The organism is Yinghuangia aomiensis (genome assembly GCF_039542225.1).
Taxonomy (GTDB): domain Bacteria; phylum Actinomycetota; class Actinomycetes; order Streptomycetales; family Streptomycetaceae; genus Yinghuangia; species Yinghuangia aomiensis.
This window is the reverse complement of sequence record NZ_BAABHS010000009.1, coordinates 88,709-101,253: the sequence shown is the minus strand read 5'-3', so window position 1 is coordinate 101,253 and position 12,545 is coordinate 88,709. Positions and strand designations below refer to the sequence as shown.

Genomic DNA, 12,545 nt, shown 5'->3' with positions numbered 1-12,545 from the left:
CCGTGGAACGTGGCGCAGTATCCGCACGGAAGGGCCTCCCTGGCAGATGACGGGGTGTCATCTGCGTTGCAATACCCGGCGGATGACCGCCGGGTCTGGCGGAGTTATTCCCTACCGGATGCGTCGCAACACAATCCGCGCGATCATTTGCCGGGTGTTCACATGCAGGTCCGACGGGGTATCAGCATGGAATTCGCTGTGTCGCGCGGGGGTGGCGTACGCCGTTCAGGTTCCGTAACGCCGGTGGCGCACTGCGTAGTCGCGCAAGGCCCGCAGGAAGTCGACCTTGCGGAAGTCCGGCCAGAAAGCCTCGCAGAAGTAGAACTCCGAATGGGCGCTCTGCCAGAGCAGGAATCCGGACAGCCGCTGTTCACCCGATGTGCGGATCACCAGGTCGGGATCCGGCTGGCCGCGCGTGTACAGGTGCTCGGAGATGTGTTCGACGTCGAGCACCTCCGCCAGCTCCTCGATCGAGGTGCCGCGGCCCGCGTGCTCCTGGAGCAGCGACCGCACCGCGTCGGCGATCTCGCGGCGGCCGCCGTAGCCGACCGCGACGTTGACCAGCACGCCGTCGATGTCCGCGGTGGCCTGCTCGGACTCCTTGAGGACTCCGGCGGTGTGCTCGGGCAGCAGGTCGAGCGCCCCGACCGGGTGCACGCGCCAGCGGCGGGTGGCGGCCAGGTCGCGGACCGCGTTCTCGATGATCTCCATGAGATCGGTCAGCTCCTCCGGCGGGCGGTTGAGGTTGTCCGTGGAGAGCAGCCACAGGGTGACCACCTCCACGCCGACCTCTTCGCACCAGCCGAGCAGCTCGTGGATCTTGTCGGCGCCCTTGCGGTGGCCGTCGGCGGCGCGGTGCCCGTAGGCCTTGGCCCAGCGGCGGTTGCCGTCCAGAATGACGCCGACGTGGCGGGGGACGTCGCCGGGGTCGAGGGACGCCTCGATGCGTCGGCCGTAAGCGCCGTAGGCGAGGTCCCGCAGGCTCATGTCCACCTGCTCCTCCGTCCTATGGATCACTCGCGCCCGGAAACCCTACTCCCGCGTGCGCCCGGCAGGAATCACCCGACCGGCGGTGCAGCGTGAAGAGTCGGTGAAGACTCCGCGTGTCGCGCCTCTGCTTTCACGGTACGCGGAAGGCCCCGCCGGTATACCGGCGGGGCCTTCGCGGTTGTTGCTCGCGGATCTACCGGCTCACGCGTCGAGGCGGGCGACGAGCGCGTTGTACTCGTCCCACAGCGCCTGCGGCGTGTGCGCGCCGAACTTCTCCAAGTGCTCGGGGACCAGCGCGGCCTCCTGCTTCCAGACCTCCCGGTCGACGCTGAGCAGCAGCTCCAGCTCGCTTTCCGAGAGGTCCAGGCCCTTGAGGTCCAGCGCGTCCTTGGTGGGCAGGACGCCGATCGGCGTCTGGACGCCGTCCGCGATGCCCTCCAGGCGCTCGACGATCCACTTGAGCACGCGGCTGTTCTCGCCGAAGCCCGGCCAGACGAACTTGCCGTCGGCGTCCTTGCGGAACCAGTTGACGTAGTAGATCTTCGGCAGCTTGTCCGCGTCGGTGCTCTGGCCGATCTTCAGCCAGTGCCCCATGTAGTCGCCCATGTTGTAGCCGCAGAACGGCAGCATGGCGAACGGGTCGCGGCGCAGCTCGCCGACCGTGCCCTCGGCGGCCGCGGTCTTCTCGGACGCGACGTTCGCACCCAGGAAGACGCCGTGCTGCCAGTCGAAGGACTCGGTGACCAGCGGGACCGCGCTGGCGCGGCGGCCGCCGAACAGGATGGCCGAGATCGGCACACCCGCCGGGTCCTCCCACTCGGGGGCGATCGTCGGGCACTGCGACGCGGGCACGGTGAACCGGGCGTTCGGGTGTGCGGCGGGCACGTCCGAGGCCGGGGTCCAGTCGTTGCCCTTCCAGTCCGTCAGGTGGGCGGGCGCCGTGTCGGTCATGCCCTCCCACCAGATGTCGTTGTCGTCGGTGAGCGCGACGTTGGTGAAGACCGCGTTGCCCCACAGGGTCTTCATGGCGTTGGCGTTGGTTTCCTCGCCGGTGCCGGGCGCGACGCCGAAGAAGCCGGCCTCGGGGTTGATCGCGTACAGCCGCCCGTCGGCGCCGAAGCGCATCCAGGCGATGTCGTCGCCGATCGTCTCGACCTTCCAGCCGGGAACGGTCGGCTGGAGCATGGCGAGGTTGGTCTTGCCGCACGCGGAGGGGAACGCGGCCGCGACGTACTTCGGCTCGGCGCCGGACGGCGGCGTGAGCTTGAGGATGAGCATGTGCTCGGCCATCCAGCCCTCGTCGCGGGCCATGACGGAGGCGATGCGGAGCGCGTAGCACTTCTTGCCGAGCAGGGCGTTGCCGCCGTAGCCCGAACCGTAGGACCAGATCTCCCGGGCCTCGGGGAAGTGCGAGATGTACTTGGTCTCGTTGCACGGCCACGGCACGTCGGCTTCGCCTTCGGCCAGCGGCGCACCGAGGGTGTGCACCGCCTTCACGAAGTCGCCGTCTTCGCCGAGGATGTCGAGGACGGGCTGACCCATCCGGGTCATGGTGCGCATGGAGACCGCAACGTACGCGGAGTCGGTGATCTCGACGCCGTAGGCCGACAGCGGGGAGCCGAGGGGACCCATGCAGAACGGCACGACGTACATCGTGCGGCCCTTCATGGAGCCTTCGAAGATCTCACCGAACTTGGCGCGCATCTCGGCCGGGGCGACCCAGTTGTTCGTCGGGCCGGCGTCTTCCTGCTTCTCCGAGCAGATGTACGTCCGGTCCTCCACACGCGCGACGTCCCGAGGGTCGGACGCGGCGTAGTAGCTGTTGGGACGCTTCACATCGTCGAGCTTCTTGAACGTGCCCTTTTCGACGAGCAGGTCCGCGAGGCGCTGGTACTCCGCCTCGGAACCGTCGCACCATTCGATCCGGTCCGGCTGGGTGAGCGTGGCGATCTCGCGCACCCATTCGATCAGCTGACTGTGTTTCGTCGGGGCCTTGTCCAGGCCAAGGGCCTCGTACGCCACGATCGCTCCATTTCGCGCCGGGGACGGCGAGCCCCCGGCGTCGGGGTTGAGGGTTGCGGGGATTTTAACGCTTCACCCGTACGGCCGGATCGGGCGGGAGGGGGCCTGCCGGGAAGTTGTGCCCCCAAACCGGACGGATGACCCAAAGAACTGCGTGGAAACCCGGGTCGACGCGGGATATTCCGTGATGTGTTTCACGTCCTACTTACGAGTAACTTACGTCCCCGTAAGTACACTTCCCGCATGAGTGCGGACGTACACGCGATGGCGCCCGGCGCCGCTTTGGCCCGGGCCAAACCCAAGCTGCGCGGCTGGCTGCATGCCGGGACCTTCCCGGTGGCGGTGGCCGGCGGCATCGTGCTCGTGAGCATCGCGGACAGCACCAAGGCGAGAATCGCCTGTGCGGTCTTCGCCCTCACCGCGGCGATGCTCTTCGGCACCTCCGGGCTCTACCACCGCGGGAACTGGGGGCCGCGCGGCGAAGCCGTACTCCGCCGCCTGGACCACGCGAACATCTTCCTGATCATCGCGGGGACCTACACCCCATTCTCGATCATCCTGTTCGGCGTGGACTCGCCGCTGCTGTGGGTGGTCTGGGGCGGCGCGATCGCCGGCATCTGCTTCCGGGTCTTCTGGCTCGGCGCACCGAGATGGCTCTACACCCCGGTCTACGTCGCCCTCGGATGGGCGGCGGTCTTCTATATCCCCGACTTCCTGCGCGAAGGCGGCGTCGCCGTCCTCGTGCTGATCATCGTCGGCGGCGCGCTGTACAGCCTGGGTGCGGTGGTCTACGGGCTCAAGCGGCCCGACCCGTCGCCGCGCTGGTTCGGCTTCCACGAGGTGTTCCACGCCTTCACGCTGGCCGCGTTCACCACGCACTACATCGGCGTCTCGATGGTCGCGTACACGCACTGACCCGGGACGCGGCGCCGCCCGATCCGACCGCGCCGACCAGCCCACTCGATCCACTCGATCCACCGCAGGCCGAGGCCCGCATCCCCAGGGATGCGGGCCTCGGCCTTTTGCCTGTCTTTTGCATGCCACCACCATGTGAGAGCTTGAATCTCTTGACGGCCACCATCTTTTGACAGCTACTCTCATTTCATAGCCGCATGCAGAAGCACCGGGAGCACCGGGACTGTCGGGAGGCAGACATGGCACAGGCAGGCGCAACAACGACAGACACCGCACAGCAGGCGCACCCCCGCCGCTGGTGGGCGCTCGCGGCGCTCGCGGCGAGCGTGCTGGTCCTCGGGCTGGACTCGACCGTCCTCAACGTGGCGCTGCCGTCGATGGCCACCGCGCTGGGCGCGGACAACGGCGACCTTCAGTGGATCGTCGACGGCTACGTCGTGGTGTTCGCCGCGGCGCTGGTCCCCGCCGGGCTGCTCGGCGACCGGTTCGGCCGCAAGCGCCTGATCGTGGCCGGCCTCGCGCTGTTCGGCACGGCGTCGCTGCTGGGCGTCTTCGCGGGCTCGGTCGGCGAGGTGATCGCCGCGCGGGCGGCGATGGGCGCGGGCGCCGCGCTGGTGACACCGCTGTCGATGTCGATCCTGCCGAGCGTCTTCCCGCCCGAGGAGCGGTCGAAGGCCATCGGGGTGTGGGCGGCCGCGACCGCGCTCGGGCTGCCGCTCGGCCCGATCGTCGGCGGAGCGCTGCTGGAGCACTTCTGGTGGGGCTCGGTGTTCCTGATGAACGTGCCGCTGGTGGTGGCGGCGATCGTCGCCGCCACGCTGTGGCTGCCCGAATCGCGCGACCCCGCCGCCAAGAAGATCGACCCGGTCACGTCGGTGCTGGCCGCGGGCGGGCTCGCCGTCCTGGTGTTCGGTGCGAACGAGGCGGCCCGGCGCGGGTGGACCGACCTGGTGGTGCTCGGCGGTATCGCCGCGGGCCTCGCGCTGATCGGCGCGGTGGTCCTGCGGGAGACCCGGCGGAGCGTCGCGATGATCGACTTCTCGCTGTTCCGCAACCGCAACTTCCTGTGGGGTTCGCTGGCGGCGGTCGTGCCGTCGTTCGTGATGGTCGGCGTGCTGTTCGTGCTGCCGCAGCGGCTGGCCGCGGTCGACGGGCAGGGCGCGTTCGGCACCGGGGTGCGGCTGCTGCCGCTGATGGGCGGGCTGCTCGCGTCCGCCGGAGTGAGCGCCCCGCTGGTGGCGCGGTTCGGGTTCCGCGGAGTGATCCCGACGGGCATGCTGCTCCTCGCCGCGGGCGCCTTCCTCGGCGCGACCGGCAGCCCGTCGGACGGCTACGCGTTCACCGCCGTCTGGCTCGGCATCATCGGGTTCGGCCTCGGTGTGGCGATGATCCCCGGCATGGACGCGGTGCTGGCCACCCTCTCCCCGGAACGCGCGGGCGTCGGATCGGCCTTGATGCAGACGCTGGAGCAGGTCGCGGGCGCGCTCGGCGTCGCGATGCTGGGCAGCATCCTGGCCGGCGCCTACACCGGCCGGCTCGACGTGTCCGGCCCCGCGAACGACTCGGTCGCCAGTGCCGTGGAGATCGCGCAGCGCACCGGCGACCCGGCGCTCCTCGCGCACGCCCGCGACGCGTTCGTGCACGGCATGGACGTGGTGCTGATCGCCTGCGGGATCGCCGCGATCGTGGCGGGCGCGCTGGTGGCGGCATTCCTGCCGGGCAGTAAGGGGCAAGGCGCCGAGCAGGCGCCCGCCGCGGAGGCGGCGGAGGACGCGGCCTCGGGTTCCGCGTCGGAAACGGTGCACGCCTGATGGCGCGCGGGCGGGGACGTGCTTGGTCGGGCTGCGGACGGTCCACGAGAATTGCCGGTATGACCTCGAACGCCCCCGCCCCCGACCCGCAGGCCCGCGCGCTCCTCGACGAGCCCCCGCTGGGCCTGCGGGAGCGCAAGAAGCGGCGGACCCGCGAGGCGATCCGGCGCGAGGCGTACCGGCTGTTCCGCGAGCAGGGCTACGACGCCACGACGATCGAGCAGATCGCCGAGGCGGCCGAAGTGTCGCCGAGCACGTTCTTCCGGTACTTCCCGACCAAGGAGGACGTCGTGCTCACCGACGAGTACGACCCGGTCATCGAGCGGCTCATCCGGGAGAGCCCGGCGGACCGGACGTTCATCGAGACGCTGCGCAGCGCCGTCATCGGGCCGCTGAAGGTCCTCATGGAGACCGAGCGCGAAGAGATGGTCACCCGGATGCAGTTGCTGGTCAGCGTGCCGGCGCTGCAGGCGCGCAGCGCGCAGCAGCAGACCGAAGGCTGGCGGCTGCTCGCCGACTTGTACGCGGAGCGCACCGGCCGCAGCCGCGCCGACCGGCACCTGCGGTACGCGGCCGCGGCCGTCGGCGGCGCGCTGAACGAGGCGATGCTGGCGTGGGCGGAAGCCGGCTGTGTGGGCAGCCCGTCCGAAGTGATGGAGGACGCGCTGGACTTCCTGGAGTCGGCGCTGAGCGGGTACTGACCTCGGGTCGGGGGCGGCACACCGGGTCCGGACCAAGGGGTCAGGCGGGCCCGACCGGCGCGGGTGCCTCGGTCCGGGCCGGCGTCGGGGTCCCGGGAGCGGTCGGGCCCGCGCGGTGGGCCAGGTGCGCGACGAGGACCAGGAAGCCGACGCCGAACAGGACGTACCAGGCGGACAGCGCGATCTGCCACGGCGCGAAATCCAGTTCGAGCGAACTGGCGTGCGGGACGGCCCAGACCGCGAACGTCCAGAAGATCGCCGCGGCGGCGAGCCAGCGGCGCGCGTCGGCCCACAGCAGGACGGCGAACGGGACGCACCACACCCAGTGGTGCGTCCAGGCGATCGGCGCCGCGATCAGCCCGGTGACGGCGACGGCGGGCAGGCCCCACCGGTCGCCGAGGCGGCGGTAGGCGAAGACCGCGCAGGCCATGCCCGCCACGGCTGCCACGGCGACGAGCAGCAGCCAGACATGGGCGAAGTCGCGGGTGTGGCTCATCCGCACGACGAGGCCCTGGATCGACTGGTTCGCGGCGTTCTCCGGGCGGCCGACCCGGTCCGTGTCGAACAGCAGCTCGGTCCAGAAGTGCCGGGACGCGTCCGGCAGCGCGGCGAGGCCGATCGCGACGGTGGCGGCGAACGTCGCCGCGGACACGGCGGCCGCCCGGAAGCGCCGGGTGAGCAGCAGGTAGGCGATGAAGATCGCCGGGGTGACTTTGAGGCCGGCCGCGAGACCGATGCCGATGCCGCGGGTGCGGGCGTCCGGCGGGCGGGTGAAGTCCCAGAGCACGAGGGCGAGCAGCGCGAGGTTGATCTGGCCGTAGCGGAACGTGGTGAAGACTGGTTCGGCCCAGATCCCCAGCGCGGTCGCGGTGGCCACGACGGTGGCGCGGCGGCGGCCGTCGACACCGACCAGGCGGCAGGAGAGCGCGGCGACGGCCAGGAGCAGGACGATGTTGAGCGCGATGACGGCGATGCGCAGGGCTTCGTACGGCGGCAGGATCAGGCCGGTGAACAGCAGCGCGGCGAACGGCGGGTACGTCGCGGCGAGTCCGTGCGGGGTGGGGAGCGGGCCGTACAGGTCGGCGTGGGCGGCGACCGCGGCGCCCTCGATGCGGTAGACGCGCAGGTCGACCATGGACGGCCTGGTGAGGCCGCGCACCATCAGGTACATCGCGATGGAGACGACCAGGAAGGCCAGCGCGGCGGGGGCGGGGGCGCCGGGGCCGCGGAGGTCGTCCCACCAGGTGCGGGGTGTCCCGCGAAGCGCTTTGCCTTGCCCGGACATGGATTCCCATATCAGCCGACCGTCCCCCGCTCTGCCGGTGCCCGACACTAGCCGGAGTGCACCCGGATCGCAGAAGCCGAGCGGCGTGCGGTCGGCCGTTCGGGTGACGGTGCCGTCAGTCGTCCTGCCGGGCCCCCACCTGCGCCGCGAGCACGTCCGCGTCGGTCGTCGGTGCCTCGCACGTGAAGTGGCGGCATACGTACGCCGCCGGGCGTCCGTCGCGCAGCGTGCGGTCGTGCAGCAGCGGCACCGTGTCCTCGTCGGGGGCGCCGACCGCGACGACCGCGCCGGGGGCGGTGGAGGCCAGCGCGACGCGGCGCAGGGCACGGGTGGCCGGGTCGTCGTACGGTCCGACGACGGCGATCTCGCGGGGCCCGTCGAGCAGCGCTTCGGCGACCGCGAGGCCCCACCCGGCGAACCGCGGGGCTTGCGGGGCCAAGGCCCGCACGACGCCGAGGTTGCGTTCGGCGGCTTCGCGGTGCGGCGCGGATCCGGTGTAGGCGGCGTAGGACAGCAGCGCTCCGACGGCGGCGCTCCACCCGGACGGGGTCGCGTTGTCGGTCGGGTCCTGGGGCCGCCGGAACAGCTGTTCGGCGTCGTCGGCGGTGTCGTGGAACCCGCCGTCGGCGTCGGCGAAGTGGCTGAGCACGACGTCGAGGAGCACCCCGGCGAAGGTCAGCCACGCGTCGTCGGAGGTGACGGCGTACAGCGCCAGGAAGCCCTCGGCGACGTCCGCGTAGTCCTCCAGCACGCCCGCGTTGGGGCCGGCGTGTCCGTCGCGCGACGTGCGGGCCAGCCGGTCGCCCCAGTCCTCGTTCTCGGACGCGCCCAGGTGCACGCTCACCAGCAGGTCGCCCGCGGCGATCGCGGCCTCGACCAGGTCGGTGCGGTCGAACAGCGCGCCCGCTTCGGCGAGTGCGGCGATGGCGAGGCCGTTCCAGGCCGCGACGATCTTGTCGTCGCGCGCGGGCGGCTCGCGGTCGGCGCGAGCGCGGAACAGCTTCTCGCGCACCGCGCCGTAGCGGGCCGGGTCGTCCGGGTCGGTTCGCAACTGCAGGACGGATGTGCCGTGTTCGAAGGTGCCCGCGTCGGTGACGCCGAACAGGCCGGCCGCCCAGGCGCCGTCGACCGGGCCGAGCACGTCGGCGAGCTGGTCGGGGGTCCAGACGTAGAACGCGCCTTCGACCGAATGCCCGTCCGCGTCCGGGCTGTCGGCGTCCAGCGCGGACGCGAACCCGCCTTCCGGAGTGCGGAGTTCGCGGAGCATGAAGTCGGCGCTCTGCAACGCGATCCGGCGGGCGAACGAGGACCCGGTGGCGCGCCACAGGTGGGTGTACGCGCGGATCAGCAGCGCGTTGTCGTAGAGCATCTTCTCGAAGTGCGGCACCACCCAGTCCGCGTCGACCGAGTAGCGGGCGAAGCCGCCGCCGAGCTGGTCGTACATGCCGCCGCGGCCCATGGCCGCACAGGTGTGCTCGACCATGTCGAGCGCGGCCTGCGAGCCGGTGCGCGCGTGGTGGCGCAGCAGGAACTCCAGCACCATCGACGGCGGGAACTTGGGCGCGCCGCCGAAGCCGCCGCGGCCGTCGTCGTACTCGCGGGTGAGCAGCACGAGCGCCGCGTGGAGTTCGTCGGCCCCGGGCGGATCGCCGGCCGGCGGCGTATGCGGCTTGCTCAGCTCCTCGACGACCTTGGCCCCGCTCGCCAACACGTCGTCGCGGCGGTTCTCCCACGCGTCGACGACGGCTTCCAGCAGCTCCCGGAAGCCCGGCAGCCCGTGCCGCGCGGCCGGCGGAAAGTACGTGCCGCAGTAGAACGGTTCACCGTCGGGCGTGGCAAAGACCGTCATCGGCCAGCCGCCCTGGCCGGTCATCCGCTGGGTGGCTTCCATGTAGACCGCGTCCACGTCGGGACGCTCCTCGCGGTCCACCTTCACCGCGACGAAGTGCGCATTGAGGTACGCCGCCACCTCGTCGTCCTCGAACGACTCGTGCGCCATGACGTGGCACCAGTGGCACGCGGCATAGCCGACGCTCAGCAGGACCGGCACCCCACGCCGCCGGGCCTCGGCGAACGCGTCCTCCCCCCACGGCCACCAGTCGACGGGATTGTCGGCGTGCTGGAGCAGGTACGGGGAGGTCGATCCGGCGAGACGGTTAGCCATGGGGCCATCCTCGCAGCAGCGGCGGCCCGCTCCGCGGACCGCACCCGCCGCAAGGCGCCGCCGGGCGGGCTATTTGGCGCCGTTGCCCTGCGGCTCGCGGTGGTCCGCGTCGCTGTTCGCCGAGTCGCCGGTTGCCCCGTCGCCGTCGCCGGTGCGGTCGGCGGTGGTGCGGTCGGGCGTCTTCTCCTCGAAGTCGACGCGCTTGAGCTGCTTGGTCATCGACTTGAGGAGGAGCCACGTGGCCGCCGCGATGACGGCGACGACGGTGAAGCCGAGCAGGCCCGGGGCGACCTTGTCATCCTCCAAGGCGAACTGCAGGGCGATCGGGGTCATGGGGGGTCCTCCAGTCGACAGGGCGCGGTGCGGCCGCCCCTCCAGGGTCGCATCCGGGATGGCGGAAACGGAAAGAGGGGCGGCCGCACCGCGGCCCGTCGTGTCGCTCGTTCGGGGAACGGGCCGGTCAGGCCTTGGCGGCCTGGCGGATTCCGGCGAACAGGTCGTCTTCGGGCAGCTCGGTGTCGACGAGCGACCGCACGAGTTCGTAGTCCTCGGTGGGCCAGACGTCGCGCTGCACGTCGAGCGGGATGCGGAACCAGAAGCCGTCCGGGTCGACCTGGGTGGCGTGCGCGATCAGCGCCTGGTCGCGCAGCTCGAAGTAGTCGGCGCACGGCACCTTGGTGGTGATGTCGCGCTCGGGGCGGTCGCCCCAGCGCTCCAGCCACTCGCCGTAGGGCGACTCCAGGCCGCGCGCCAGCATCGCGGCGTGCAGCGCCTCGATGCGGGCCTTGCTGATGCCCTGGTTGTAGTACAGCTTCAGGGGCTGCCACGGATCGCCGGCCTCGCGGTAGGCGTCCGGGTCCCCGGCGGCGTCGAACGCGGCCACGCTGACCTGGTGGGTCTGGATGTGGTCCGGGTGCGGGTAGCCGCCGTTCTCGTCGTACGTGGTCACCACGTGCGGGCGGAACTCCCGCATCAGGCGTACCAGCGGTTCCGCGGCCTTCTCGACCGGCTGCACGGCGAAGCAGCCGTCGGGCAGCGGCGGCAGCGGGTCGCCTTCGGGCAGCCCGGAGTCGACGAAACCCAGCCAGGCCTGGTCGACGCCGAGGATCTCGCGCGCCTTGTCCATCTCGGCGCGGCGGATCTCGTGGATGTTCTCTTCGATCTCCGGGTTGCCCTGGAGTTTGGGGTTGAGCACCGAACCGCGTTCGCCGCCGGTACAGGTGACGACCAGGACTTCGGCGCCCTCGCGGACGTACCGCGCCATGGTCGCCGCGCCCTTGCTGGACTCGTCGTCGGGGTGCGCATGCACCGCCATCAGCCGAAGCCGCTCGCTCACGGAAAAGTCGCTCCTCCTGAATCGCGCCCCCGGGCTTGACGGAGGCGGCCTCCTGGTGCTGCGGAGACCCGTCATATAGTGGCCGAACCAGCGGGTCCGGGCGAAACCGCGGACCCGCACGCCGATCCGCGGGAGTACCCAGTGAGCCAGCCTTCCGGCACGGGCGACGCGCCGTCCCGCGACCGCTACGGCCGCAAGACGCCGCGCTCCGGCGGCCGGGGCTCCGACCGCAACATGCGGATCGCCTTCGTCGTGTTCCTGGTGCTGCTGGTCTCCGGGACCGTATGGATCGGCCTCGACAACGCGAACCGCGATGTGCGCGCGAGTATTCCGTCGTTCAAGGTCACCTCCGACCGCAGCGTCGAGGTCCAGGTCGAGGTCGTCAAGGACAAGACCAAGGAAGCCGTGTGCGTCCTGCGGTCGCGTTCCGAGGACGGCTCGGAGGTGGGCCGCAAGGAGGTCCGCATCCCGGCCGCGGACTCGCGCACCACGACCGTCACCGAGGTGCTGCAGACCACGGCGCGGCCCAATACCGCCGAGTTGGACGGCTGCAAGATCGTCGCGGGCTGACCCGCCGGGTCCCTCGCGCAACCCCCGTCCCGGCACCCTCCCGGACCCCGGCCGGATCCTTCCGGCGCAGGCGTGAGTGCCCCTTCGCCTGGGAAATTGTTAGTCTCGGGGTTTCGTCCCTTCATCGCCGGTGCCGAGCAACACCGCCGGATGGTGAGGGGGCGCTGATTTATTCGGGGCAGAAGCACGTACCCAGACCGACGAGGAGCATCCGTGACCCAGACCAGCGACAACGTCACCTGGCTCACGCAGGAGGCGTACGACCGGCTCAGCGCCGAGCTGGAGCACCTGTCGGGTCCCGGCCGTACCGAGCTGGCCACCAAGATCGAGGAAGCCCGCCAAGAGGGCGACCTCAAGGAGAACGCCGGCTACCACGCGGCCAAGGAAGAGCAGGGCAAGGCGGAAGCACGCATCCGCCAGCTCCGCGGGATCCTGGACAACGCGCAGGTCGGCGAGGCACCGGCGGACACCGGTGTGGTGGGGCAGGGCATGGTCGTGACCATCGCTTTCGACGGCGACAAGGACGACACCATGACCTTCCTGCTCGGGTCGCGCGAGGACGTCGGCGGCGCCATGGAGGTCTACTCCCCCGCGTCGCCGCTGGGCACCGCGATCAACGGCAAGAAGATCGGCGACACCGCGTCCTACGAGCTGCCCAACGGCAAGTCGATGGACGTCGAGATCATCGAGGTCAAGCCCTACACCGGCTGACCCGCACTCGGTCGAGTACGCGGAAGGGCCCCGGCGCGCC

Annotated in this window: 11 protein-coding genes; 5 read left to right on the top strand and 6 right to left on the bottom strand. The window is 71.1% G+C overall.

Annotated elements, in window-relative coordinates; translation table 11 throughout:
- Window positions 1–225: 225 nt before the first annotated feature.
- The gene (locus ABEA93_RS14265) at window positions 226–987 is read right to left on the bottom strand and encodes an isoprenyl transferase (protein ID WP_345675867.1); all 762 of its coding nucleotides are present in this window, start codon (window positions 985–987) and stop codon (window positions 226–228) included.
- A gap of 204 nt (window positions 988–1,191) precedes the next feature.
- Window positions 1,192–3,015 carry a phosphoenolpyruvate carboxykinase (GTP) gene (locus tag ABEA93_RS14260; RefSeq protein ID WP_425584957.1) on the bottom strand — a complete coding sequence of 608 codons (1,824 nt, stop codon included), beginning with the start codon at window positions 3,013–3,015 and terminating at the stop codon, window positions 1,192–1,194.
- A 240-nt stretch (window positions 3,016–3,255) separates the two neighbouring features.
- Here ABEA93_RS14260 and trhA point away from each other — a divergent pair, with 240 nt between their 5' ends.
- The 3 genes from trhA to ABEA93_RS14245 all read left to right on the top strand — a co-directional run bounded on the left by trhA (window position 3,256) and on the right by ABEA93_RS14245 (window position 6,439).
- The gene (gene trhA, locus ABEA93_RS14255) at window positions 3,256–3,927 is read left to right on the top strand and encodes a PAQR family membrane homeostasis protein TrhA (RefSeq protein WP_345675865.1); all 672 of its coding nucleotides are present in this window, start codon (window positions 3,256–3,258) and stop codon (window positions 3,925–3,927) included.
- A 239-nt stretch (window positions 3,928–4,166) separates the two neighbouring features.
- On the top strand, window positions 4,167–5,738 hold the full coding sequence (locus tag ABEA93_RS14250; RefSeq protein ID WP_345675864.1) for a DHA2 family efflux MFS transporter permease subunit: 1,572 nt from the start codon (window positions 4,167–4,169) through the stop codon (window positions 5,736–5,738).
- Between the two features lie 59 nt (window positions 5,739–5,797).
- Window positions 5,798–6,439: a TetR family transcriptional regulator gene (locus tag ABEA93_RS14245; RefSeq protein ID WP_345675863.1), complete on the top strand. Its 642-nt coding sequence runs from the start codon at window positions 5,798–5,800 to the stop codon at window positions 6,437–6,439.
- Between the two features lie 40 nt (window positions 6,440–6,479).
- On the opposite strand, the gene ABEA93_RS14240 is transcribed toward ABEA93_RS14245, so the two are convergent.
- The 4 genes from ABEA93_RS14240 to mca form a co-directional block, all read right to left on the bottom strand.
- On the bottom strand, window positions 6,480–7,724 hold the full coding sequence (locus ABEA93_RS14240; RefSeq protein ID WP_345675862.1) for a glycosyltransferase 87 family protein: 1,245 nt from the start codon (window positions 7,722–7,724) through the stop codon (window positions 6,480–6,482).
- 115 nt (window positions 7,725–7,839) lie between these two features.
- A complete protein-coding gene (locus ABEA93_RS14235) occupies window positions 7,840–9,888 on the bottom strand; it encodes a thioredoxin domain-containing protein (protein WP_345675861.1) in 2,049 nt (682 codons plus the stop codon).
- Between the two features lie 69 nt (window positions 9,889–9,957).
- A complete protein-coding gene (locus ABEA93_RS14230; RefSeq protein WP_345675860.1) occupies window positions 9,958–10,221 on the bottom strand; it encodes a hypothetical protein in 264 nt (87 codons plus the stop codon).
- Between the two features lie 127 nt (window positions 10,222–10,348).
- Window positions 10,349–11,224 carry a mycothiol conjugate amidase Mca gene (mca, locus tag ABEA93_RS14225; RefSeq protein WP_345675859.1) on the bottom strand — a complete coding sequence of 292 codons (876 nt, stop codon included), beginning with the start codon at window positions 11,222–11,224 and terminating at the stop codon, window positions 10,349–10,351.
- Window positions 11,225–11,365: 141 nt separating this feature from the next.
- Here mca and ABEA93_RS14220 point away from each other — a divergent pair, with 141 nt between their 5' ends.
- The gene (locus ABEA93_RS14220) at window positions 11,366–11,794 is read left to right on the top strand and encodes a DUF4307 domain-containing protein (protein WP_345675858.1); all 429 of its coding nucleotides are present in this window, start codon (window positions 11,366–11,368) and stop codon (window positions 11,792–11,794) included.
- A gap of 213 nt (window positions 11,795–12,007) precedes the next feature.
- Complete coding sequence (gene greA, locus ABEA93_RS14215) at window positions 12,008–12,505, top strand: transcription elongation factor GreA (protein ID WP_345675857.1); 498 nt, start codon at window positions 12,008–12,010, stop codon at window positions 12,503–12,505.
- Window positions 12,506–12,545: the final 40 nt, after the last annotated feature.

Bases quoted from the DNA above. Each gene is read 5' to 3' on its own strand.
- ABEA93_RS14235 (WP_345675861.1), bottom strand. From the start codon at position 9,888: ATGGCTAACCGTCTCGCCGGATCGACCTCCCCGTACCTGCTCCAGCAC.
- ABEA93_RS14230 (WP_345675860.1), bottom strand. From the start codon at position 10,221: ATGACCCCGATCGCCCTGCAGTTCGCCTTGGAGGATGACAAGGTCGCC.
- trhA (WP_345675865.1), top strand. From the start codon at position 3,256: ATGAGTGCGGACGTACACGCGATGGCGCCCGGCGCCGCTTTGGCCCGG.
- ABEA93_RS14265 (WP_345675867.1), bottom strand. From the start codon at position 987: ATGAGCCTGCGGGACCTCGCCTACGGCGCTTACGGCCGACGCATCGAG.
- ABEA93_RS14245 (WP_345675863.1), top strand. From the start codon at position 5,798: ATGACCTCGAACGCCCCCGCCCCCGACCCGCAGGCCCGCGCGCTCCTC.
- ABEA93_RS14250 (WP_345675864.1), top strand. From the start codon at position 4,167: ATGGCACAGGCAGGCGCAACAACGACAGACACCGCACAGCAGGCGCAC.
- ABEA93_RS14240 (WP_345675862.1), bottom strand. From the start codon at position 7,724: ATGTCCGGGCAAGGCAAAGCGCTTCGCGGGACACCCCGCACCTGGTGG.